The sequence below is a fragment of the Microseira sp. BLCC-F43 genome, from assembly GCF_041929235.1.
Classification (GTDB): Bacteria; Cyanobacteriota; Cyanobacteriia; order Cyanobacteriales; family Aerosakkonemataceae; genus Microseira.
In genome coordinates this window covers 17,088-41,055 of sequence record NZ_JBHFNP010000200.1, presented here as the reverse complement: position 1 = coordinate 41,055, position 23,968 = coordinate 17,088, and the positions used below count along the sequence as shown (strand labels likewise).

The following is a 23,968-nucleotide window of genomic DNA, read 5'->3' as shown; positions in this document are numbered from 1 at the left end:
ACATCATGATTATGAGATGGAATGAACTGATAGACAGAGGATGGTTGAGTCATTTTGGTCCGGGTTTTAAAATGTGCAAGGAAGGCGATATAAAATTAATTATCGCTTAATAGAATATAGAAAGTTAAGATGAGATTTTAGTATAGACGTAGGGTGCGTTAGGCATTAGCCGTAACGCACCTAGGGTGCGTTAGGCATTAGCCGTAACGCACCTAGATCTAATCACCCAAGTTGCTAGCTATAAAATCGATCCCCCCAAACCCCGGAGAAAAAAAGCGATCCCCCTCACATCCCCCTTTTTAAGGGAAGAGGGGGATACCTTGGGGGGCTTTTAAAGTAACGCACCTAGATCTAATATAGATACCCGACTTCTTGGAAAAGTCGGGTATCTAGCCGATCAAAGCTTTTTTCGTCAAAAATACGGATGCTAGCCATCGCATACCTTCTCAGGGCGCGATCGCTTTGTTCTATCCTACCTCTGTGAAAGCGATCGCCCCGACAAACCCCCGTATTTTTTCCTAAAATCTCTCCTCTTAGTAGCAAATTCGACGCTTTAGCTTAGTGATTTCTCGTAAATTTACTCCCGATCATAACCCACCCACGCGCAACCTCAACTGGCACAATCGGTTTTCTCGGAATCAGCGACTAGGGGCTGGTAACTTAAAATACTTAAAATCCGAAAAATTTGATCGCTAGCCGCTAGTCCCTAGTCGCCTATTGACCAAAATTCGTAGTGTGACACTTCAGGGTGCGGAAAGTAGGTTATAACAAGTTATGAAGCTTAAGTAAAATTTCGTATACGCTCGCAGCAATGCCTAATTTTTCTTCCGGGAAATTGCTATATTAACCAGATGAGTATCTTCCTAATCTCTGTTTCGGTGGATCTACTATAGGCATTCTTTTTTCCTTGAATAAATAGTAATCAAGGCTAAAACAACCTGATTAAATTATTGCCTGACTTTTTTACCAAAAAAATCGGCTATTTCTTGCCTGTCAACAGGTTTTAAAGACTGGTAGGTAATTTTACCCGCGCTAAAAGCGTTAATTAACGCGATTTTGGCAAGGGAAAAAAGACACTTACGGCAAAATTTGCGTGTCTTGGGTGCGTCGGTTGCCAATAGCAAGCGCAACAATACAGCGGATTGCCAGCGAGTGAGGTACAGCGTTTTCGCTTTGTTTGTCAAGCCGTACCTCATACGGCGGCAATCGGCTATAAAGCCTTGCAGAATTATTGTTCATTGTCAATTTTCTGTAGGTAAATTATGTCAGATTTCCGCCGCCCCGCTACCCAAATCGCCTTCATCGATGCCAATGTTCCCGACCGGGAAAGTTTAATTAGCGGCCTTCAACCAGATGTTCAATTTGTTATTCTCGACCCGACAAAAGACGGCGTAGAGCAAATCACCGCAGCCTTAAAAGGCGGTAATTTTTCCGCCGTTCACATCGTTTCCCACGGCAGCGAAGGCAGCATCCAACTGGGAAATAGCATTCTCAACGCACAGACGTTAGAAACCCAATACGCCCCATCCCTGCAACAGTGGCGAGAAAGCCTCACCCCCGATGCGGATATTTTGCTCTACGGCTGCAAGGTTGGGGCAGACTCTCAAGGCGACACGACCCGCCTGGGGTTAAAACCCCAGGCTAATAGCGAAAGTCGGTTAAAACCGACTCAAAGTGCGTCAAATCAGTCGGTTTCAACCGACTTGGGCTATGAGACGGGGAATTTATTCCCCGGCGGGCTGGCTGAAAGCGCGTCAAATCAGTCGGTTTCAACCGACTTAAGCTATGAGACGGGGAATTTATTCCCCGGCGGGCTAACAACACAACCTACCAACTTCCTCACCCGCCTCGCCTAACTCACCGGGGCAGATATCGCCGCATCTGATGACTTCACAGGAGGTGCTGCACTAGGCGGAGACTGGGATTTGGAAGTGAAAGCAGGCAATATAGAAGCCACCCTGCCATTTCTGGGCGACACCGCCCAAACCTACAACGGCTTGCTAGCAAACTCCTTCACCCAAGACACCTCTGTCACCTTGCCTGGTGTTTACTTTAGTTCCGTCGCCTGGGCGGATTACAACGGCGATAACAAACCGGATTTCCTGCTTACGGGTGACGCGGATTCAGCGCCGATTGCCCGACTGTACAAAAACACATTTGCACCCCCCCTCCCCACCGTCAGCATCGACAACCCCACAATTACCGAAGGAACAGGTGGGACAAAAAATCTCAGCTTTACGATTAGTCTTTCGGGTGCTGCTAGCGATACCATCAGCGTCGATTACTTTACAGGCGGTGGAACAGCGACAGCAGATATCGACTATACAACTAGCAAAGGAACCGTTAAATTTACTCCCGGAGGTTCCCTCACCCAAACGATTGAAATTCCCATCGCAACCGATAACATTAACGAAGCCGACGAATTCTTCCAAGTCGAACTGACAAATGCGCTTAACGCCATCATTTCCCCAACAGCAGGAAAGGGTAAGGGAACGATTACCAATGACGACACACCCACCGTTAGCATTAACCCAGTTAGCGTCACCGAAGGAACGGGTGCAGGCACAACAACAGCTAACTTTACAGTCAGTTTATCGAACCCAACCAACATCCCCGTCACCGTCAATTACACCACAGCCGACAGTACGGCTAATTCAACAAAAGATTACACCGCTACGGCGGGTACGCTTACCTTTAATCCGGAATCGGGAACGACTAAAGACATCGCCGTTAATATCACTCGCGATGATATTTATGAAAGCAACGAAACCTTCACCGTTAATTTAACCAACACGGGTGCGAAGAACGACAAGGCGAGTGCAATCGGGACAATTGCTGACGACGATACGCCGATTATTAGTATTAGCAACGTCAGTAAAAGTGAAGGCGACAGCGGCATTACTAACTTCACCTTCAATGTCGCCCTTTCCAATCCCACCAGTCAAGATATTACCGTCGATTACACCACAGTAGACGATACAGCATCCAGCACCAGCGACTATACCGCCAAATCGGGTACGCTAACATTTACTGCGGGTGGTGACTTAACCCAATCGATTACCGTAGAAGTCAAAGCAGACAACATCGCCGAACCCGATGAGGCATTTAAACTCATACTGAGTAATGCCAATATTGGGACGATTGCTGGTACTGGAACTGCTGTGGGACTGCTCCAAAATGATGACAACCAACCTGTTGTCATCATTATTTCCCCCCCCCCTATTACTAATAACGAAGGTAATTCTGGAATAACTGCTTACACCTACACAGTCAATCTTTCCAACCCCACCTTCCAAACCGTTACTGTCAATTACAGTACGAATGATGGTACTGCGACTGTTGCGGATAGTGACTATGTGGATAACGATGGCAACCTGGTGTTTAATCCAGGTGACCCCTTAACTAAAACTATCACCGTTAATGTTAATGGAGAACGCCAATTTGAGGGAAATGAAAACTTTACCGTTAAACTCAATAGTGCCACCAATGCCGACTTAGGTGCGACAACACAAGTAACGGGTGAGATTACCAACGATGATAACCAACCCACAATTTCGATTGATGATGTCACCCGCAGCGAAGGAAATTCCGGCACGGTTAACTTTGACTTTACGGTTAGTCTTTCTAACCCTAGCTATCAACCGATCGCCGTTAGTTACAGTACAGCAGATAACACGGCGACGGCGGGAAGCGATTACAATGCTATTTCTGCAACCGGGTTAAATTTCAATCCGGGAGAAACGAAGAAAATTGTTAGCGTTGTTGTCAATGGCGATAGTTTATTAGAAAGTTCAATCTTTCTAATCCTACCAATGCAACTATTGCCGATAACCAAGGCGTTGCGACGATTAACGATGATGACAATCCGGTTAGTATTTCTATCAGCGATGTCAGCGTTACCGAAGGCACTGGTGGTACAACAAACGCTGTCGTTACCGTTAGTTTAAGCGCGGCTAGCGGACTGCCGGTGACGGTAAATTATGCTACCGCTGATCGCACTGCTAATGCTGGTAGCGATTATACTGCCATTGCTTCTACCCCCTTGCTTTTCAACCGAGGCGAAACCAGCAAAACCATCACCGTCGCGGTTAACTCCGATACCCTCCCAGAACCTACCGAAACTTTCATGTGCAACCACGCTTGCGGATAATACGGGCATTATTAGTATTATCGACGACGATAAACCTACGCAGCCCCCAGAGGATTGCTTCTGCGACAATTTGGTGCGTCCCAATATCGATTCTATCCCTGGCGTAGACCATTCCCCCAACCCCGTGACAGCCATCAATTCCGGTAGCAAAGGCAACGATATCCTCATCGGTACAAACGCCAACGACCAATTAAACGGCTTTGGCGGTAAGGATTGAATCTTCGGGTTGCAAGGTAACGATAATATCTTTGGCGGTGCGGAGAACGATACGATTTATGGCGGTCAAGGGCGCGACTGGATTCTAGGCGAAGCTGGAAACGACTCGATCAACGGCAACAGAGGCGGCGACTGGATTGCTAGCGGTTTAAGTAATGATACGGTCTATGGTGGTCAAGGAAATGACTTCGGGCGGGGCGGTCAAAACGACGACCTGATGTTCGGCGATTTTGGCGACGATACCTTGGGCGGCGATCAGGGGAACGATACCCTCTACGGCGGTGCGGATAACGGACGGGACTTGCTGTTTGGCGGGGCGGACAATGACTTGCTTTCGGGCAATCAAGGCAACGATACCCTTGTGGGCGATGACGCCAACGATACGGTATACGGCGGTCAAAATGATGACATTGGGTTTGGGGATGCGGGCGATGATTTGTTGTATGGCGATCAGGGGAACGATAGTCTGTGCGGTGGCGATGGCAACGATACGATGTACGGCGGTAACGGCAGCAGCGTCGATAATGGCGAGGAAGATTGGCTGTGCGGTGGCAAAGGGCATGACTTGTTATTCGGCAACGAAGGGCGAGACAATCTTAATGGCGATGAAGGCGACGATACCCTATACGGCGGTAAAGATAATGACATCCTCACCGGCGGTACTGGAAATGATTGGTTGTTCGGGGATCTCGGTCAAGATCTGTTGCGGGGCGGGGAAGGACGCGACTTCTTTGCTTTGACAAGGAGTCAAGTTACAGATGTAATTCTCGATTTTACCGATGGTGAAGATCTGTTGGTGTTAAGGGGTGGGTTGACATTCGCACAACTGAATTTGATCGATAGCAACGGTAGTGCTTTGATTGGGGTGCAAAATAGCAGTGAAATTCTGGCAATTTTACCGGGAGTTCAAGCTAGTTTGCTCGGACAGCAGGATTTTATTGCGATCGCTTAAGGTTGCGATCGCTGGGTTATCATATCGAATCCGGTTGTATCTGAATCATTCGTAGGGGCACGGCAAGCGAAGAACTTTGCGCTGGCGACAAAGCTTACTGATGCCGTGCCCCTACGGTTTCGTTTCTCAACCTCACCTACAACTGTTATGCTAGCTGGGGGGCGATAGAAACGTAGCTGGTGTTGCATAGGGCAAGTGTAATGCGGCTGTATGTCCTAGTTTTTTATCTTCGGAAAAGTAAGGCTCCTGGATGGGTTTGCTAACGAAGTTGCGGACTTCCATGTTAAAAAAAGCGCCGTCGTGGAAAATTATATTAATGCTCTTGACTTTAACGTCGGGTCGGAGTCTTTGAATGTGAGCCGCAAATGAAGGCCATAAATCGGCGCAATCTTCAGGTAAAGGTGCGTGTCGAGAGTGAAGGTTGCCACAGATGCAAACTACTTTATTATTTGGACAAAGCTGATGCCATTGTGCGAGCAAGTTCTCAGCCATACCCAAATCGCGCTCGCTCCAATCCATCGACTCATTCCCAATAGATATATCAAAGCAAATTATCTGCCAGCCAGCCACAATTGCATTCTGGGCAAAGCTGAGAACTTGTTGATTGCCCCTACCCCCTTCCCAAGAAGGATGAGTAAAGAAGTCTGGGATATCGTTGGTTTCTCCAGTTGCCCAACGGTGCAGCATTTCTTGTTGCGAACTGCTGATTTCAAGACCAATCGCGCGATAGTTCAACCGATAAAAATCATCCAGAAGTGATGCGATCGCCAGGGTAAATTCTTGGGTTCCATGTATTTCGCCGAAGAGCAAGATGTCGCTTTCTTCAGCTAGGGACAGGATGGTGTTGATTGTGTCTGCATTCATTTAGAAATGCTCGTGTTTATGCAGTTAAATTTAGGTGCGTTAGGTACTAGCATACAACCTCACAAGTTGGGTTTCGGACCTAGGGCCCAACCTACAACTATAACGGCTGCGATCTACAACCTCACCAGTTGGGTTTGGTTGCTCAACCCAAGTTATAACTTTTGCCAACAACCCCGACACAAAGGCAGATGCAGAATCTCTGGTGCAAATAGGTACAATCGACATTGCAAGGAAAGATCCGCAGTGTGAAGGGAAACCGCGAGTATGGAATTTGTGTCCGATCCGCCAATCGATGTTAAAATCCGCAAAATGAAGGAACGGGTGCGCTGGCAAGAACCGAGTTTGGTCAAACGGGGTATCGATCAAACCCGTATGGTAATACAAGATGGCGCGGCGGACGATCCAGAATTTTCCTTTTTAGTTATAGGCGATAGTGGGTCCGGCGCCCACGGGGGAGATAACCCCCAGCGACGAGTTGCCCAACTGATGTTGCAACAAGGCGAGGGTTGCCGTTTTGTCCTCCATACGGGGGATGTAATTTATCTGGTGGGTTCTAGCGAGTATTACTTGCAAAACTTTATTCAACCTTACCAGGAGTTTTTGGTCGGCGGGGAAGAACCGAAACAGATTGATAGCGATCGCATGATTTTCAAGTTACCCTTTCTCCCCGTCCCCGGCAATCATGATTATTACGATTTGCCCATCTTGTATGGTGTCCTAGCACAAGCAACTTGGCCTTTGCGCCGCCTGTTGCGCTCAAAAATAGATTTAGATATTGGTTGGCACGGTTCGTTTCAAGGTAAAGCTTATGCTAAAGCATTTCTTGATTACCTGCTGGCGTTCAATAATGAAGGGGAATTAAGCGTTCATTTAGATAGTCATTACACGGCTAGTACAGACACGGGACGCTGTCTAGTTTATCAACCCGGACGCTTTACTAAATTACCGAACCGCTATTACACCTTTCGTTATGGCGGCATCGATTTTTTTGCCCTTGACTCGAATACTTTTAACGCACCCGCACCCCTACCCAATACTAAAGAAGGGGAACGCTACCGCCGCGAGTTAAACCAACTCAAAAATGACTTGGAACGGGAAAAATTGGAAATCCTCGAAGCATCTGCCCAGCTTAATCCCGACTCGCCCGAAGATGCCGAACAACTCGACGATTTGCGCGCGAAATTAGAACAAATTGATGAAGTTACGATTGATATTGAGAAACAATTGGTAGCCGATGACCAAACTACCACAGATTTTGAACAATTGGAATGGTTGCGGCGAAGGCTAATCGAATCTTGGCATACAAAAGAAGTGCGCGGGCGCGTGGTTTATTTTCACCATCCCCCCTACGTAACTGAAGCAACAAAGTGGCGTCAGGCGCAAACTCTAGCGGTGCGTCAGCGGATTCGTTGGGTGTTGGATGGAGTAGCGAAAGATGTGGGAAATCTTGCCCAAGATCGTCCAATTGTAGATTTATGCTTGAGCGGTCACGCCCACTGTTTGGAATATCTTCGCACCGGGAATACGGGATATGCCGATTCTCATTTAAACTGGATTGTTTGCGGGGGTAGCGGTCACAGTTTGCGCCGTCAGCGCACAGAAGGGCCTCAATTGATGGAAACTTTTAGAGAGGGGGAGAAGCAGCTTTCCCTTAAAGTAGCGGATTCTTTACTTTTTGTCGGTCGCAACGGTCAAGGATTGCAAAAGCGACGCCCCTATTCTTGTTTGCGAATTGACGTGTTTGACGGGTGTCCGCCTAAGTTTGTTGTCCGACCTTTGATTGCCGAATTATCTCAAAGAAGGTGGAGCGATCGCCAACTCGAACCCTTTACTATTTTAAATACCTCCCCCAACCCCATCCGCTGATATCATCTCCGCTTAATTACTTCAGGACTTACGCAACAAAACTATAGCGCTTCTGTCACTCTAAGCAGAGAATATTCTGAAACCCTTGATTTAACTGAGGAAAAGCCTTGCGGGGTCAAAATCAATGCAAAAAGCATAAAACCCTTGGCCCGCAAGGCTTTTCCTTTTATACTCCCATGAGAGTGACAGAAGAGCGCTATAGCGCGAAGCGCTGGTATAGTTACAGATTAGAATAGAGTACACGCTCGCTACACGAGATTCAATTCAGTATTTGTAAATACGCCAGCGCGAACTGCTATAAATATGGTGTTCTGGTGCCGTACTCTGCTGGAAGAGAGCACCCTACATATACTAACGCACCCTACATATACTGGACTTAAGCACCTACGAGGCCAGAAACCGGGTGTAGGGGCAATTAGCAATTAGCAATTAGCAATTACCAATTACCAATTACCAATTACCAAGAAAGCTAATCATTTCGATGTAACCGGACATAATATGACTCGCTCATGCAGCTTCTTGAGTCGCTGCTTGAGTTAGCTCGAAGATAATATCAAGGCGAAAGTTCTCGACTAAATCGATTAAAGCTAGCTTTAAAGCTTCCTGGGACTTGGGGATTTGATCGAGCAGTGCGAGAATATTTTCATCTTGACAGGTTTCGGCGGCTTCGTTGAGCTGAGCGAGCCATTCTTTTGGCATGACAGTTAAAGCTTCAGGGGTGAGTTGCTCAATGCTTTCTCCCCCTGGGGAAGTTGGTTGCGCTTGCGCTTGATAAGTATATAACACCCCCAAATGAGCGGCAATTTTTTCAAACAATAGGTTTTCTTGGAACGGTTTACTAATAAAATCATTACAGCCTGCTTTTAGAATAGCTTCTCGCTGCGCCTCAAACACGCTGGCGGTTAAGGCAATAATCACAGTTTCCTTGCCGTTTGGTGCTTGCTTAATCAATTTTGTTGCCTCAAAACCATCCATCACCGGCATCCGGATATCCATCAAAATTAGATGGGGTTGCCAACTCTTCCATACGTCAACTGCTGCTTGACCGTTAACAGCTTCTGCTACTTGAAAGCCTACTGATGTCAATAGTTTTATCAGCAAAAGCCGATTGGTTAAATTATCTTCTACGACCAGAATGCGATATTTTCTTTGGTTTGGTGCTAATTCAATTATCCGTCCGATTGGTTGTTCAATTTTAATGTCAGTCGATTGAGCCAGCTGCACCGGAATATCAAATTTAAAAGTAGAACCTTTACCCAGTTGACTGTCCACTGTGAGTTCTCCCCCCATCAGTTGGACGAATTTGCGACTGATGGGTAAACCTAAACCAGTGCCTTCGTTATATCTTCGATTGCTTGTGCTTTGGATAAAGGGGAGGAACAAAATTTCTATTTCTTCTGGGTGAATACCGGGGCCTGTGTCTGCTATTTCAAAGAATAATTGATAATCGGTTATGGGTAATTGTTTCTGTTGCACCAACTCGGCTTTTATTCGCAATTTCACTAGACCCGATTCGGTAAATTTAATGGCATTATCTAGCAAATTAATTAAAATTTGACGTAATTTTGCCTCGTCGGTTTGCACGTATTGAGGAAGTTCTTCGCAGCATTCAATTAGGAGTTGCAAGCCTTTTGATGACGCGCGGATGCAGAACATTTCTTCCATACTCGCAAGCAGGCGATGCAGGTCGAAGCTGGTTTCGGTGAATTTAATTTTGCCCGCTTCGATTTTGGACATATCTAAAATATCGTTGATTAATCCCAGCAAATGTTCGCCAGAATTCATAATAATATTGAGATATTCCCGGTCTTGAGTTGATAAGGAAGAATTGCGCTGCATCACTTGGGCAAAGCCTAAAATGGCATTGAGCGGCGTTCTCAATTCGTGGCTCATATTTGCCAGGAATTCGCTTTTGGCGTGATTGGCAACTTCGGCGGCTTCTTTGGCTAGTTGGAGTGCTTCTTCTACCTGTTTGCGATCGCTTATATCTATCGCCGTGCCAAATAACTTGACAACTTCTCCCTCTTCATTTGCAATACCTTCTCCCCTTGTTCCCAAGTAGCGGATTTCACCGGAGGGAAGAAAAAAGCGAAAATCGATGTCGTAGGGAATTCCCGATGCGATCGCTCGTTGTACGTGCCATTCAAACATCTCTCGGTCATCGGGATAAATTTTTTCTAAAAGTTCGGCGTAAGTTGGCTCATATCCGCTGGGATCTAAACCAAAAATGCGGAAAAGTTCTTCCGACCAAGTAAACTTTTGGGTAACAAAGTTATATTCCCAATTACCCATATGGGCAATTCTTTGAGCGGCTGCCAAATTCGCTTCGGAAGTGCGGAGTTTTTCTTCGGCAATTTTGCGCTCGGTAATATCTTCAGAAATCCCCAACAAATACTGCGTTTTTCCAGTTGCGTCCCTGATTCCTATTTTTTTTGTATGCAGTATTCTGATCCCTTTATTTTTAGTTTGAAGCGGTTCTTCTGGAATATCTAAAACTTCTCCACTCGCCAACACTTCCCGGTCTTTAGCGACGAAAAAATCAGCTTCTTCGGGTGGGAAAAAATCATAATCATTTTTACCTATTAGCTCTTCGCGCGAATAACCCAATAGCTCTTCACCCGCTTTGTTAAAGCTGACAAACCTCAGCTGAGCTGCATCTTTAACAAAAATCATGTTCGGGATATTTTCCACGATCGAGTCAACGAAAGCTCTCGCCGATTGCATCTCGGCATCAACTCGCTGGCGCTCTTCAATTTCCGCTTGCAGCCGGATATTTTGCTCGGCTAATTGTCTCGCCAACCGACTAATTCGCAGTTGAGTTTCGACCCGCGCTATCACCTCATCAGCTTGAAACGGTTTAGTAATATAGTCTACGCCGCCAGTTGCAAAAGCTTTCACCTTATCAAATACTTCGTGCAAAGCGCTGACAAAGATAACGGGGACATCTTTGGTTTTTGATGAAGCTTTTAGCTTGGCGCAAACTTCATAGCCATCCATTTCTGGCATCAAAATATCCAGCAAAATTAAGTCGGGTGGCGTTGATTGAGCCGACTGAATCGCTAGTTTGCCGCTGGGGGCGGGGCGCACTTTATACCCGGCAGAAGATAAAAGCTCGCTCAATAGATTCAAATTGGCGGTGATATCATCCACCACCAAAATATTGCCTTTAAATGAAGTGATTTTATCCTGACTCATATTTGTTTTGTTTATGTTTCCGGGTTGATTAAAGCTAAGATCTGCTCAAACTCAAAGTTCTTAGCCAAAGTAGCTAAAGCATCGGCGAGGGGGCGATCGTGCTTTTGGATGCGCTCGATATAGGTCTGTATCATCTCCACATCTAGATCGATTATGGCTTGGCGAAAGTCAGCAATCAAATCGGCAGGCAACGCAGAGATCGCAGATCTACTCAAGATATCTGATGAGGTTGCAGTTGAGCCAATTGGGGCAGCAGGTTGCTCGTAAAGGTATTGCACTCCGATATGTTTGTGTAGGGCATCCAAAATCTCTGTCGTTAGGAACGGTTTGCGGATAAAATCATCGCAACCCGCAGCCAGGATCGCGGCTCGCTCTTGTTCTAAGCTACTAGCAGTCAAGGCAACGATCGCCGTCTCCTGACCTTTGGCGGTGGCTTTAATTCGTTTAGTCGCCTCCATACCATCCATAATCGGCATCCGCATATCCATAAAGATTAACTGCGGTTCAAAAGCTTGCCAAATTTCCATTGCCTCAACGCCGTTGCTAGCTTGTTGCAGTTCAAAACCAAAGCGGGAAAGCATCTTGAACAGCAGTTGGCGATTATCTCGGTTATCATCCACGATCAGGATGCGATATTCTCCTTGGTTGGGTGCTAATCCGATCGGGCGGCGGGTGGATGGCAAGCGTTCCATCGAGGCGGGAGCAATAGCTATTGCTTCAATCTCGAACTTAAAAATACTCCCCTTCCCCACTTGCGAGCTAACCGTCATTTCACCTCCCATCATCTCTACAAATTTGCGGCTAATTGTCAACCCCAAACCCGTCCCTTCCTGAGATTCTTTACCTGCTTTCGTTTGTACAAACGCTGCAAATAATGTTTCTAATTCCTCTGGCGCCATCCCGCAACCAGTATCTTCAACTTCAAAGCGCAATCGGTAATTGGTAATGGGTAATGGGTAATTACTAATGTCTTCGGAGTCTTCCCCCGACTTTTTCCTATCCCCGCTAACAGGAGGAGGTACTAAGGAAGTGGGTTTAGTTGATTGGGGGTCTGTGGGGGGTGGGGTATTACCCATTACCAACTGTACCCGCACCGATACAGTGCCTGAGGAGGTAAACTTAATCGCGTTAGAAAGCAGGTTAATCAATACTTGGCGCAACTTTACCTCATCGGTGCGGATGTGTTGGGGAACGTCTAGAGTTTTATTAAACACCAACTGCAATTCTTTTTCCTCAGCTTTGAGCTGGAACATATTTTCCAAGTCTAATAGCAGGCGATGCAAGTCGAAGTTTACTTCGTTAAGGGTTGTACGTCCGGCTTCAATTTTGGCTAAATCTAAAACTTGATTGATCAGAGCGAGCAAGTGTTCCCCACTGCGAGTAATGATGCCCAAGCTATCTTGGTGTTCTGGGGTGATGTTGCCATCGCCACTGATCAACTGGGCAAAACCGAGAATCGCATTAAGTGGACTACGTAATTCGTGACTCATATTCGCCAAAAAAGTACTTTTAGCTTCGCTTGCTGCCAAAGCCGCTTTCTCCGCTCGTTTTCGCTCCTCAATTTCCCGCTGTAATTCCAAAGTCCGCTCTTGCACCTGCTGCTGTAAAATTCGATTGTAATCTGCTAATAGTTTCTCTGCCTGTTTGCGTTCGGTGATGTCAGCAAAGGCATTAATCGAATATATAATATTTCCTTTTTCGTCGAAAACTGGTGTAGATATCACCTCCAAGGGTATAATCTTTCCATCGCCATGAAACTCCATATTATCAATCCTTACAGTTTCACCCTTGAGAGCCAGCATTGCTGGCATTTGTTCGGTCGGGTATATTTGATCGGTTCCGGCAATATAGAGTTGATAAGTTAACCCTAATTCTTCCGGTGCAGCTTCAGGTCTAGCACCTTGACCGAGTATCTGCTGTCCCGTCTGATTCATGTAAGAGATTTGACCATTGGGAGAAAATACAGCTATCCCAACGGGTACAGCTTCTAAAAATTGCATCAACTTGCTCTCGCTTTGGCGCAACTGGGCATAAAGTTTAGCATTTTGAATTGAAATAGCCGCTGGGGAAGATAGGAGATTTAACACTTCTAGTCGCTGGGGCGTAAATGCCCCAGTCGTCAGATTGTTTTCTAAATAAAGAATACCCACCAAGTGGCCTTGATTTAACAGCGGCGTACATAAAATAGATTTAGGTTGCTGTTTGACTATGTAGGGGTCTTCAGCAAAATCATCTATCTTCGCCGCATCATCTAAAACCAGGCTCTTTTGGGTGCGGATTACATAGTTAACTATTGCAGTAGACAGTATCGCGTCCCCCATCGGGATCGATTGTAAAACCTGGAATTGCTCGGATTCAATCGTTCCCGATGCCTCAATCGTCCATTGTGGGTTCTCGTTCCCAGATTCTCCCCGCTGTTGCAGAATCAAATAACCTGTTTGCGCTCCCGCATTTTCCATCGCAATTTTCATCATCTTGGCTAACAAGTTCCCCAGCACAATTTCACCCGAAAGCGCTTGGGAAGCTTTGAGGACGCTGTTCAAATCTAAAGCACTCGATGCAGTCGTGCTACTGTTTGAAGTCGTTGTAGCAATCTGGGTACTGCTTAGGGACTTTTGAACCAAAAACTGTGGATAGCGTTCCTCTAAATCTTTTACCTTACTCGTTGCTTGCCAGCGAACGTAACCATAGCGAGCTTCAGTCATATAAGTTTGGGCAATCTTCTCCATTCCCCGCGCCAAATAAAATTCTGCCGCTAACTCATAAGCTAATGCCTCTTCGTGAAGATATCCGTTTTCCTTTGCGCCTTTAATCGCGCGTTCGTAAAGTTCCGCTGCTGACCAATTTTCCCCTAAAACTCTGGCCTTTTCTGCTGCCACTAAATCGTACTTATGCTGAAAATTCATCGGAGCATGTTCCGCCCATTTTTTCAGTTTTTCTTGGTTAGCATCTACTTTTTGGATATCTGCTATTTTCTCGGTGCTTGAATTATTGGTATAATGGGAAAGCAGAGCCAGAGAAGAGTAGAAAGGCATTTGGGTAATCGGCAACAACCCGGACAAACCAGCTTCGTATTTTTCGGCTTCAGATGCGATCGCAACAGCTTGAGCCGAATCTTTAAAAAAATAACTGAGGATAGTTTTTAACAGATAAAAAGTATAAAGAAAACTAATTGTATTATTCTCTACCATTCTGGTCAGTTTTTTTTCAGTTACACCCAGGTTGTTATCTGGTTTTTTCTCGATCAAATCACCAACAAATTCAGCCCATAGCTGGTTGACATGCAGAGGCAAATCCTGTTTTAGATTTTGCATAAAGCTACAATATTGCCTGTTTTGACGATCGACATATTCCAAAGGTTCTCCTACCAAAGAAAGGTTGATGCAATAGTTAAGTGAAGCATAACAAGCAAATTCTATGTCCCCAGTTTCTAAACACATTTGAACGGTTTCGCGCAAAGGTTCTAATGATTTTCTGGCAGCCTCTTTCCAGTGGATAATAAAAGAATTAAATTTGTTGTAAACGCGAGATTTTATTTCTTTGGCATCAAATTTATCTAATATCCTTAAAGAAAGTTTGCCAAATTGATAACCCAACTCGATATCTTCGAGTACCCCACATAACAGTAAGCCATACAAAGCATAAGCGTAAGCAGCCAGGGGCGAATTGCCATATTTGATACATAGATCGACCATTGTGAATGAAATTTGTAGCAACAGTGCTGGATTGGTAGAATAAGCAGGAGCGAATAGCATCATTAAGATCCGCATAGCTTCCTGCTTATAGGAATCGGTCATCTCTGGCAGGTTGTAGAGTTCCTCCACCGACAGGGTTTGAGGTTGGGACAAGCACAGGGACACTCCTAGAATTTCTAGCACTTCTAACCCAGTTTCTATAGCCGTTTGCAATTGGTTTTGAGCGCTATAAAACAGGATTCGCGTTCCATAAACTTTAACTTTGTCTAGTACCGTTTTTGCTTGCTTCAGCACAACATTGGATAGAGTTTCGGCTTGGTTGTAGTTAGTATTTAAGTACTCGGCTTCACCGGCTTCAACATAGAGATTTAGCGTCAATTCATACTCGGTTTCCCAGCTATTTTCTGCCAAATTTTCCCGCCCCAAATTCAAATACCTGACGGCTGAATCATAAGCGGTTGCTGCTTTGGCTTTTTTCCCCGCTATCAAGTTCAATCTGGCTATTTCATTTCGTTCTTTTCGATTGGTTACAAGTTCAACGCCAAGATTGAGATGATCGACAATTTTAAATATCTCTTCTGATAGCCGTTCGGTTGAGCTATTCTGCCATAGCAATCGACCGATTTGTAATTGCATTGCTTTTTTATCCTCTTCGGCAATTAAAGCATAAGCAGCTTGTTGGATGCGGTCATGTGCAAATTTGTATTTTTGAATTAAAAGTTGATCGTCCAGTTCTGACGTCGGCAATATTACCCCTAATTGCACGGCATATAGAATAATTTTATCGATGTATTTTAAAGATTTTTTGCTAATTATTGACAGGTTATTTAAGTCAAAATATTCTCCTATACAAGCGGCAACACGCAACAATTTTTGAGTAGAAATAGGCAGTTTTTTCAATCTGGTTATCATCAATTCCACTACATTATCTGTGAACCCCATCGCCTCAATCCGAGCTAAATCCCACTTCCATCTTTCCTGAGAAACATTTGGGTTAAAGGCAATCAGGTTTTCTGCATAAATAGCTTTTAAAAATTCATTAATAAAAAAAGGATTGCCCCCCGTTTTTCGCCAAACTAATTTTGCCAAAGGTTTAACATTTTTAACGGAACTATGCAGAGTCTCGGCAATTAGCTGGCTGACGCAATCGAGTGGTAAAGGGGCTAAGGTAATTTGATTGATAATTGCGCCTCTTTTGCGTAAATCATCAAGGGTTATCATCAAGGGATGGGTGGAGTTAACTTCGTTATCCCGATATGCCCCGATCGTAAACAAATATGGGGTCTTTGCCTCGGTCATTATTAGTTGAATTAATTTAAGCGTGGCGAGGTCTGCCCACTGTAAATCATCGAGAAAGATAACTAATGGATGTGCGGGAGAACAAAATACCCCAATAAATTTTTGAAACACCAAATTAAAACGATTTTGCGCTTCTGTTGGCCCCAATTCGGGTAAGGTGGGTTGTTTTCCCACAATCAATTCTACTTCGGGAATCACATCAATAATTATCTGACCATTAGCACCTAAAGCCGATAATATTTTGCCTCGCCATTGGTTTAACTGAGCTTGACTTTCGGTTAACAGTTGCCGCACCAATCCAGCCAAGGCATTAACAACAGCATAATAGGGGATATTCCGCTTAAATTGGTCGAATTTGCCTGAAATGAAATAGCCTTTTTGTTTAGTTATAGGTTTATAAAGTTCGGCGACAAGTGCTGATTTTCCAATCCCAGAATAACCCGCTACTAGCATCATTTCGTTTCGCAAATAGGGGGGAGACGAAGTTTTTTCGACCGATTCTCCTGCGACTCTTTCAAAGGCAGCTAGTAAAGTTGCAACTTCTTTCTCCCTCCCATAAAGTTTTTGGGGAATTTGAAATTTATCTGAAATATCTTGAGAACCTATGGGGAATTCTTCAATAATACCCGTGGTTTCTAACTGTCTGAGACATGTTTCTAAATCGGCGCGGATTCCCCAAGCACTTTGATATCGTTCCTCAGCAGTTTTCGCCATCAGTTTCATGACAATATCTGAAACTGGTTTAGGCACATCCTCCTCTCTTAAAATATGGGGAGGGACTGGCTGTTTGGCGATGTGACAATGCACCAATTCCAGCAGATCTGTGGTAGTAAAAGGTAGTTTTCCTGCGATCAGTTCGTAGAAGGTAACCCCAAGCGAGTAAAAATCGGTGCGGTAATCTAGAAAACGGTTCATCCTTCCCGTTTGTTCCGGGGACATATAGGCTAAAGTGCCTTCTAAAACATTAGGATGAGACAAGCTGGGATTAGTGCGGGTTAATCGAGTGGCAATGCCAAAGTCGATAATTTTAACTTCCCCAGTTTTTGGGTTTAAAACTATATTACCTGGGTTAATATCTTTGTGAATAATATTAGCAGCGTGAATTTGACCCAAAATGTCGGTAATTTTGATGGCGATCCGCAAGAATTCGGCTAAGGGCGATCCTCCCAACCCCCCTTGTTCGACTTGTAGCAAACAAGGGGGGTTGGGGGAAGAGGCGAGCAATTTCTGTAAAGATTCTCCGCCAAAATCTTCCAGGATAATGACTAGAGTTCTTTGGTATTCTTGTAAGTCGTAAGCCTTGATGACTCCTGGTATATTAAAGGAGCGAGTGATTTCATATTCCTGCTTGTAGCGCACCAGTTCAGCTGGGGTGGGATAGTCTTGTTTGAGAACCTTCAGAATTACAGCCGTGTTATCTGATTTTCTTGTAGCTCGATAAACAAAAGAATTAGCGCTTTCGTAAATTTTGTCTCGAATCACAACGTTTGCTAAAGAAATCATAAATTTAGTTGGCGTCAGGGATTTAAAAAAAAAAGACAGAATCCATGAGGATTAGGCGTATTATTTATATGTAACACTTTTAGTGGAACGCAGGTTAGCACAAGACTTACCAGGAGCGCGCAAGGATTGAAAACCTGGAGAAGAACCCGCGAATTGAACCTATTTGAGTCAAACCTAAAAGCCGCAGATTTACCGTTTCGCCTGCTGCATATTTTTGGCTCTGGGAAATCGGGGCATAGGTTACTGTAAAGCCTTTCTTTGCCGGGTGAAGCGAGTTGTTTGGCTCTTGCATTATATTTTTCAAGTTGATTGAATGCGATCGCCCATCCGGATCCCCAGGAAATCACAATTAAACCAACCGCCCAGCTAGGGGGCATAGGATAGCTTTCCCAGGACTGACGCGCCACGATCCTAGAAACCCGGTTTCTTGGCGTAAGTCCTGTTTCCCTTGTCTCCTCTGCCCACCTGGTCCCCTGCTTTGGCGTCGCGAAGAGCTTACTTCCCGGCACTCACCTGGGCGAGTAAAGCCATCACCGCACTGCGACTGAGTTTCTCTTCACCGTGTGCCAGGGCGTCCAGGGTAGCGTAAGCCAAAGTCAGGGGAATTTTGCAAAAATCTAAAGCCGGACCGAGGGGCAAAGCTTGGGTGTAGGCGTCGGCAAGAAAGAGGTTGCGGCGGGCGTAGGCGTACATCTGGTCTTTGTTCCAGCCATCGGGAAAGAAGTCAACACCCCTGGATCGATCTTCCATGTGGTTGCGTAGAATGTTAACCGCTTGCAAGCCTCTACCAAAGCCGATGGCGTGGGTGCGGTTGGTTTGCGTTCCATCGTACCAAGCCCACAAGTCAGACAATAACAATCCCACCGCACCCGCTACCCCAAACGTGTAACGATCTAGATCGGCTTCGGTGTGAATTTTCCAGTTGGTTTCAGACCAGTGTGCCATCCGATCTGCCATTGCAGCGGTGGCATCCCAAATCCGAGGAGCAATGGTTGCGGGGGCAAGGACTGCCCATTCTCCTATCCTCCAAGTGACTTCCGGTAGCGGACTTGGGTGGCTCTTCAAAGCAGGGGATAAGTCTTCCAGACTGCTGCGATCGACGGCTGCTTGCAATTTCATGCTAATTGTTCGCAACAGCTTTGCTTTGACGGAGTTATCTAGCAGTGGATGATCCTCAATTTCGTCAATCGCACGCATACACAGGTAAGCCGATGCTACGGCTTCTTGCAGTCCCTGGGGCAAACCACTGATGGGGATGTAAAAAGTTCGACTGGTTTGTTTGAGAATCTCCAAGGCATCTTGACGCAATTCCATTTGCTCGCTCCTCACATTCTTTATGGAGTTTAGACTAAGGCTTGTGCCACAGGCACTGCTGTTGTGCCACCTCATGATAGCGATCGCAACCATTAGACACGCCCGCTTGCGGGTGAAACCACAGGGCGACCCTGCCAAATTTTGGCTGTTGTACGCACCACCCTATCTAACCATGTCGTGTTCTTTACCATGAGTGAAACTTATCAGATTTAGAGTAGGGTGAAGTAAGATACAATCGCCACTACGTAAATTCCGCAGGGCGGTTCGCGTCAGCATCGGCGGGCACGGGACTCTTCCCCAGGACTGATATCATGTCCGCTTGCTGCGGTAGCGCGGTGAGCAGGTGAGCAGGTGAGCAGGTGAGCTCAAAGGGCAGATGGGAGGGAAAAAAACAGCTTTTCGCACAATCGACTATATAGCGGATTGCATGCGCATGAGGTACACCTTCGAATGCAATAGCGGCACCCTTAAGGGTGCCGCTATTGCATTCGAAGCCTATTGGCTGTACTTCACTCGCTTGCAATCTGCTGTATACAACCGATGCCTAAGGACATGATATGACCCATCGATCCCCCCAACCCCCAATGGCAAGGGGGGGCTAAGGGGGGATCGGCATTTGAGGCATCCCGTGCGTAAGTCCTGTTCGCTTAATAAACCGACCTTTGCAGTTGATTTGAGCGGATAATAGGGGGTTGCACTGGGAGCTTGATGGAGATGATGGAGACTCTTGAAGTAGAAGTACATCTTCAGTGATGCTGTACCTCACAAAGATTGCCATCCGCTGTAAATTAATATTGGCTAGGTATTTAAAACAGTAGTGTATGCTTAAAAAGCCACTTAACAGGAGGTGATAGTAATTGGCTAAAAGCAAGACTTCATCATTGATTTTTATCACAGAAATTACACTGATTGTAGATAGCCAACAGCACAGAGAATTATTGTCTCGTTTTCTTAGTTGAGTAGACTGAGTAATGACGATACGCTTCTATTGCAGGATGCTGCCCGTCGGTATCCAGGGTCGGAGTCGATCCTTGTGGAGGCATGGAAGTAATTTCAACAAGCCGCGAACCCTTGTAAGCGAGTCTGAAAGTGGGCAGTGTCATGCTCCCCCAAAGCGGTTCTCCCAAAAGCTAGGAACGGTTGACCAGATAGCTATTAACGCAAGTTGCTAGTTATAAACTTTGGCGTTGCAAGCTTGCTAATTGCTAATTGCTAATATAGGATTTTTACTGATTGAGCCATTAGCCATTAGCCATTAGCCGCTCCCAGAGAGATAACTAGCAACTTGAGTTATTAAAGAGCGAAAAGTTAACTCTAACTCCTGGCCCCAATCCGCGTCACGAAGCGTGGGCAAAGTGGCTCAATCAAAATACTAGATACCGCAATAGGTTACCAATGAGTACATCCTTAATTCCTGTAATTCTTGCTGGTGGTAAAGGCGAACGCTTTTGGCCTCTCAGCCGCAAGCACCGACCCAAACAGTTTTTAAGTTTAGACGGAACTGGCAACAGTCTCTTGCAATCAACCGCCCAAAGGCTGCTAGAACTCGCTCTTGGTTGGGAAAAACTGTGGGTGGTAACGAGTGGTCAGTTAGCCGATGGCGTCGCCTCCCAACTGCCCCACCTGCCACCGGAAAACTTGTTGGTAGAACCTGAAGGACGGGACACCGCCCCCGCAGTTGCTTGGGCAGCTTTGGAAACGCAGAAACGCTATGGAGAAGACGCCGTAGTCGGCTTTTTCCCCGCGGATCACTGGATCGCAGACCAAGAAACCTATCAAAACACCCTATTAGCCGCCGCAACACTGGCAGCTAAAGAAGATGCAATTGTTACCTTGGGAATTAAGCCGGACTACCCATCAACGGGTTACGGCTACATCGAACAAGGCGAACAAATTGCCACGTTTGGCGATTTTCCCGCTTACCGCGTCAACCGCTTTACCGAAAAGCCCGATCGTCAAACCGCAGAAGGGTTTCTGGCGACGAATCGCTTCTCCTGGAACAGCGGTATGTTTATTTTTCGCACTGGGGTAGTTTTAAAAGAACTATACGCCCACGCAGCAGAAATCATCACTCCTTTGGCAGAATCTGGCGTCGATGCCTATCCAAAGTTACCCAAGAAAAGTATCGACTACGCCTTGATGGAAAAAACCCAACTGGCACACGTCATCCCCGCGTCGTTTGGCTGGGACGATTTAGGAGATTGGAACGCGATCGAACGCCTGCTGAAAGGGGATAAGCCAAATGTAGAATTAGCCAATCATGTAGGATTGGATACATCAGGGGCAATTCTCTACTCGAGCGATGACACTGAAGTCATCGTGACGATTGGATTGGAAGATATCGTGATTGTGCGCGATCGCAACGCCACCCTCATCGTCAAAAAAGACCGCACCCAAGAAATTAAACAGGTACTCAAACTCCTGCAAGACAATCCAAAATTCTCAGATTTGTTATGAGGTAATGGGTAATGCGTAATGGGTAATTGGTAATAGCCCATTCCCCGAGCAACACGGTAGGGGCACGGCATCCGAAAAACTTTGATTTGGCGACAAAACTTACCTTAGCCGTGCCCCTACTCAATCTGAAATCTGCAATCTGCAATCTAAAAGAAACCCGGTTTCTCTGAAAAATCCTGGATTTGGCAATGAGATAGCGATAAAGAAACCGGGTTTCTCGCCTCGGTTTCTGGGCTCGTCGTGTTTCCTCAATCTGCAATCTGCAATCTAAAATCTAAAATAGTATTAAACTCTAGGTAGATGCACTGAAACTGCTTGAGCCGCTAAAACTTAAAGGTCGCTTGTCGAGTCAGTGGATTCCCATGCAAACTAGCACCTTTGATACACCAACCAGAACAGTGGCACTAAACGCAATTAGTGCCTATCAGCAGCACATCTCGCCGCTCAAGGGCTTTTCTTGCCCCCATAGACTGTTACACGGTGACGAATCTTGCTCGGAATATGTCAAGCGCATGTTCGCAGAGCAAAATTTGTTATCGGCGGTGCAATCCTCCGTTCAACGTTTCAGAGATTGCACCGCCGCCAGCCTTACCCTGAAAGCCGCACAAACAACCGCCGGTTTCAAGTGCATTATAATTCCTTGTTGTTTACCTATTTAGCTAATCGCGAATTGCTAATTGCTAATCGTCAACAATTCCTAGCAATTAGCAATTAGCCATTAGCAATTAGCCATTAGCAATTAGCCATTAGCAATTAGCCATTAGCCATTATGTTTTTAACCCAAAGCGTTTCGCGCCAAAAAGATATTATCGAAGTTGTCTTACGCAACGGTTGGGACTACATGCGACGGTTGCTGACAGGCGCAAAAGCTGATGAACCCCAATTACCCCCGCCTGCGGTTCTACGCAAAATCTTGATCGAATTAGGCCCCGTTTATGTCAAATTAGGACAGTTGTTGAGTACTCGCCCCGACCTTTTGCCAGGGGAATATATCGAAGAATTATCCACGCTTCAAGATGATGTGCCGCCGGTTCCCTGGTCAGAAATTGACGTGATGATTCGGCAGCAACTTAAACAACCTTTGGAAGAAACTTTTGCCACTATTAATTTACAACCCGTCGCGGCGGGGTCGATTGCCCAAACTCATCGCGCTACATTAGCTGATGGTCGAGAAGTCGCCCTTAAAGTGCAGCGTCCGGGAATTGATGCAATTGTTGCCCGCGATATTTCTCTGATTAAAGGGGTAGCAGATTTAGTCGCGCTAACTGAGTTTGGTCAAGACTATGATATTAGGTCTTTAGCAGAAGAATTCAGCAACGCTCTAGAGGCAGAATTAGACTTTAGCAGAGAAGCTGGGTTTACTGACCAATTGCGGCGCAATTTATCCTCTAGTCGCTGGTTCGATCCCTCTCAACTCGTCGTGCCAGAAATTTTTTGGGATTTGACGACGGAAAAATTACTCGTAATGGAATGGATGGATGGAGTACCGTTGTTATCAGCGCCTGTTATATACGAGGAAAATAACGGCAATGGTACGGGTGTAGTCTTAACCCCCGAAAGGCGACAGGAAATTACAACCCTATTATTCCGCGCCTTTTTTCAACAGTTATATATTGATGGTTTCTTTCACGCCGACCCCCATCCGGGCAATTTATTTTATCTCAAAGATGGTCGCGTAGCGCTGCTAGATTGCGGCATGGTCGGTCGCCTCGACCCGCGCACCCAGCGTATTTTGACCGAGATGATATTAGCAATTGTGGATTTAGATGCTCAGCGGTGCGCTCAGTTAACGCTGCAACTCGCCGAATTTACTAAGTCTACCAGCGTGTCTCAGTTAGAGAATGACTACGAGCGCATGTTGAGGAAGTACTACAATATCAATCTGGCTCAATTTAATTTCAGTCAGGCATTTTACGAGGTGCTGCAAGTCGCCCGGAATAATAAAATTCGCTTGCCTGGAAATCTGGGATTGTATGCTAAAACTCTGGCGAATTTAGAGGGAGTGGCGCGCTCGTTTTACCCAGAAATCAACCTTTTGGATGAAGTTAAACCGTTGATTACAGATTTGTTTCGACGGCAATTAATTGGCAACGACCCGGTGCAAGCGCTGTTGAGAACGGCGCTTGATATTAAAAGTCTTTCCTTACAATCTCCCCGCCAGATTGAATTGCTTTTAGACCGGGTTACGTCGGAAACTTTAAAGTGGAATTTAACCCTAAAAGACCTGGATCTTGTACGCCGCACCGTCGATGTTGCGGCGAATCGACTTTCTTTTAGCATCGTGGTGGGTTCGCTGATTATTGGGGCAGCAATTATCTCGACACAAACCAGTCAGCTATCTATTTTAAGCAATGCTTTATTTGGGGTCGCGAGTTTTTTAGGGTTGTGGTTAATTATTAGTATTCTGCGCTCTGGCCGTCTCAGGTCTTAACCTCAGAACCCCGGTTTTTTCAAAAA

Annotated in this window: 14 protein-coding genes and 1 pseudogene; 9 read left to right on the top strand and 6 right to left on the bottom strand. The window is 45.8% G+C overall.

Annotation, left to right across the window (positions count from 1 at the left end):
- Positions 1-351 precede the first annotated feature (351 nt).
- Together ACE1CM_RS27660 and ACE1CM_RS27655 are read right to left on the bottom strand one after the other, a co-directional pair.
- Positions 352-543, bottom strand: coding sequence for a hypothetical protein (locus ACE1CM_RS27660; RefSeq protein ID WP_374882068.1), 192 nt, complete (start codon positions 541-543; stop codon positions 352-354).
- A gap of 534 nt (positions 544-1,077) precedes the next feature.
- Positions 1,078-1,239, bottom strand: coding sequence for a hypothetical protein (locus ACE1CM_RS27655; protein WP_374882067.1), 162 nt, complete (start codon positions 1,237-1,239; stop codon positions 1,078-1,080).
- Between the two features lie 23 nt (positions 1,240-1,262).
- Between ACE1CM_RS27655 and ACE1CM_RS27650 the strand changes: the two genes are divergently transcribed.
- The 5 genes and pseudogenes from ACE1CM_RS27650 to ACE1CM_RS27630 all read left to right on the top strand — a co-directional run bounded on the left by ACE1CM_RS27650 (position 1,263) and on the right by ACE1CM_RS27630 (position 5,318).
- Positions 1,263-1,856, top strand: coding sequence for a DUF4347 domain-containing protein (locus ACE1CM_RS27650; protein WP_374882066.1), 594 nt, complete (start codon positions 1,263-1,265; stop codon positions 1,854-1,856).
- 12 nt (positions 1,857-1,868) lie between these two features.
- Positions 1,869-3,125, top strand: a pseudogene (locus ACE1CM_RS27645) (Calx-beta domain-containing protein); the annotation flags it as partial.
- Between the two features lie 36 nt (positions 3,126-3,161).
- Positions 3,162-3,947: a Calx-beta domain-containing protein gene (locus tag ACE1CM_RS27640; RefSeq protein ID WP_374882070.1), complete on the top strand. Its 786-nt coding sequence runs from the start codon at positions 3,162-3,164 to the stop codon at positions 3,945-3,947.
- Positions 3,848-4,150: a Calx-beta domain-containing protein gene (locus tag ACE1CM_RS27635; protein ID WP_374882069.1), complete on the top strand. Its 303-nt coding sequence runs from the start codon at positions 3,848-3,850 to the stop codon at positions 4,148-4,150. The genes ACE1CM_RS27640 and ACE1CM_RS27635 overlap by 100 nt, the downstream gene beginning before the upstream one ends.
- A 226-nt stretch (positions 4,151-4,376) precedes the next feature.
- Positions 4,377-5,318 (top strand): calcium-binding protein, encoded by a 942-nt coding sequence (locus tag ACE1CM_RS27630; protein WP_374882065.1) that lies wholly within the window; start codon positions 4,377-4,379, stop codon positions 5,316-5,318.
- A gap of 150 nt (positions 5,319-5,468) precedes the next feature.
- Here ACE1CM_RS27630 and ACE1CM_RS27625 read toward each other — a convergent pair whose 3' ends face one another.
- Complete coding sequence (locus ACE1CM_RS27625) at positions 5,469-6,182, bottom strand: hypothetical protein (protein ID WP_374882064.1); 714 nt, start codon at positions 6,180-6,182, stop codon at positions 5,469-5,471.
- Positions 6,183-6,446: 264 nt separating this feature from the next.
- On the opposite strand from ACE1CM_RS27625, the gene ACE1CM_RS27620 reads away from it, so the two are divergent.
- Positions 6,447-8,048 carry a metallophosphoesterase family protein gene (locus tag ACE1CM_RS27620; protein WP_374882063.1) on the top strand — a complete coding sequence of 534 codons (1,602 nt, stop codon included), beginning with the start codon at positions 6,447-6,449 and terminating at the stop codon, positions 8,046-8,048.
- Between the two features lie 507 nt (positions 8,049-8,555).
- On the opposite strand, the gene ACE1CM_RS27615 is transcribed toward ACE1CM_RS27620, so the two are convergent.
- The 3 genes from ACE1CM_RS27615 to ACE1CM_RS27605 form a co-directional block, all read right to left on the bottom strand.
- On the bottom strand, positions 8,556-11,243 hold the full coding sequence (locus ACE1CM_RS27615; protein WP_374882062.1) for a response regulator: 2,688 nt from the start codon (positions 11,241-11,243) through the stop codon (positions 8,556-8,558).
- Positions 11,244-11,254: 11 nt separating this feature from the next.
- Positions 11,255-17,740, bottom strand: coding sequence for an AAA family ATPase (locus tag ACE1CM_RS27610; protein ID WP_374882061.1), 6,486 nt, complete (start codon positions 17,738-17,740; stop codon positions 11,255-11,257).
- A 495-nt stretch (positions 17,741-18,235) separates the two neighbouring features.
- Positions 18,236-19,054, bottom strand: coding sequence for a squalene/phytoene synthase family protein (locus ACE1CM_RS27605; protein WP_374882060.1), 819 nt, complete (start codon positions 19,052-19,054; stop codon positions 18,236-18,238).
- A gap of 1,395 nt (positions 19,055-20,449) precedes the next feature.
- Here ACE1CM_RS27605 and ACE1CM_RS27600 point away from each other — a divergent pair.
- The 3 genes from ACE1CM_RS27600 to ACE1CM_RS27590 all read left to right on the top strand — a co-directional run bounded on the left by ACE1CM_RS27600 (position 20,450) and on the right by ACE1CM_RS27590 (position 23,942).
- Positions 20,450-21,511 carry a mannose-1-phosphate guanylyltransferase gene (locus ACE1CM_RS27600; RefSeq protein ID WP_374882059.1) on the top strand — a complete coding sequence of 354 codons (1,062 nt, stop codon included), beginning with the start codon at positions 20,450-20,452 and terminating at the stop codon, positions 21,509-21,511.
- Between the two features lie 362 nt (positions 21,512-21,873).
- Entirely contained in the window at positions 21,874-22,170 is a 297-nt protein-coding gene (gene yidD / locus ACE1CM_RS27595; protein ID WP_374882058.1) for a membrane protein insertion efficiency factor YidD, read from the top strand.
- A 110-nt stretch (positions 22,171-22,280) separates the two neighbouring features.
- Positions 22,281-23,942 carry an ABC1 kinase family protein gene (locus tag ACE1CM_RS27590; RefSeq protein ID WP_374882057.1) on the top strand — a complete coding sequence of 554 codons (1,662 nt, stop codon included), beginning with the start codon at positions 22,281-22,283 and terminating at the stop codon, positions 23,940-23,942.
- Positions 23,943-23,968: the final 26 nt, after the last annotated feature.

Excerpts from the sequence above, each read along its gene's own strand:
- ACE1CM_RS27655 (WP_374882067.1), bottom strand. The coding sequence starts at position 1,239 with ATGAACAATAATTCTGCAAGGCTTTATAGCCGATTGCCGCCGTATGAG.
- ACE1CM_RS27650 (WP_374882066.1), top strand. The coding sequence starts at position 1,263 with ATGTCAGATTTCCGCCGCCCCGCTACCCAAATCGCCTTCATCGATGCC.
- ACE1CM_RS27625 (WP_374882064.1), bottom strand. The coding sequence starts at position 6,182 with ATGAATGCAGACACAATCAACACCATCCTGTCCCTAGCTGAAGAAAGC.
- ACE1CM_RS27620 (WP_374882063.1), top strand. The coding sequence starts at position 6,447 with ATGGAATTTGTGTCCGATCCGCCAATCGATGTTAAAATCCGCAAAATG.
- ACE1CM_RS27615 (WP_374882062.1), bottom strand. The coding sequence starts at position 11,243 with ATGAGTCAGGATAAAATCACTTCATTTAAAGGCAATATTTTGGTGGTG.
- ACE1CM_RS27610 (WP_374882061.1), bottom strand. The coding sequence starts at position 17,740 with ATGATTTCTTTAGCAAACGTTGTGATTCGAGACAAAATTTACGAAAGC.
- ACE1CM_RS27605 (WP_374882060.1), bottom strand. The coding sequence starts at position 19,054 with ATGGAATTGCGTCAAGATGCCTTGGAGATTCTCAAACAAACCAGTCGA.
- ACE1CM_RS27600 (WP_374882059.1), top strand. The coding sequence starts at position 20,450 with ATGAGTACATCCTTAATTCCTGTAATTCTTGCTGGTGGTAAAGGCGAA.
- yidD (WP_374882058.1), top strand. The coding sequence starts at position 21,874 with ATGCAAACTAGCACCTTTGATACACCAACCAGAACAGTGGCACTAAAC.
- ACE1CM_RS27590 (WP_374882057.1), top strand. The coding sequence starts at position 22,281 with ATGTTTTTAACCCAAAGCGTTTCGCGCCAAAAAGATATTATCGAAGTT.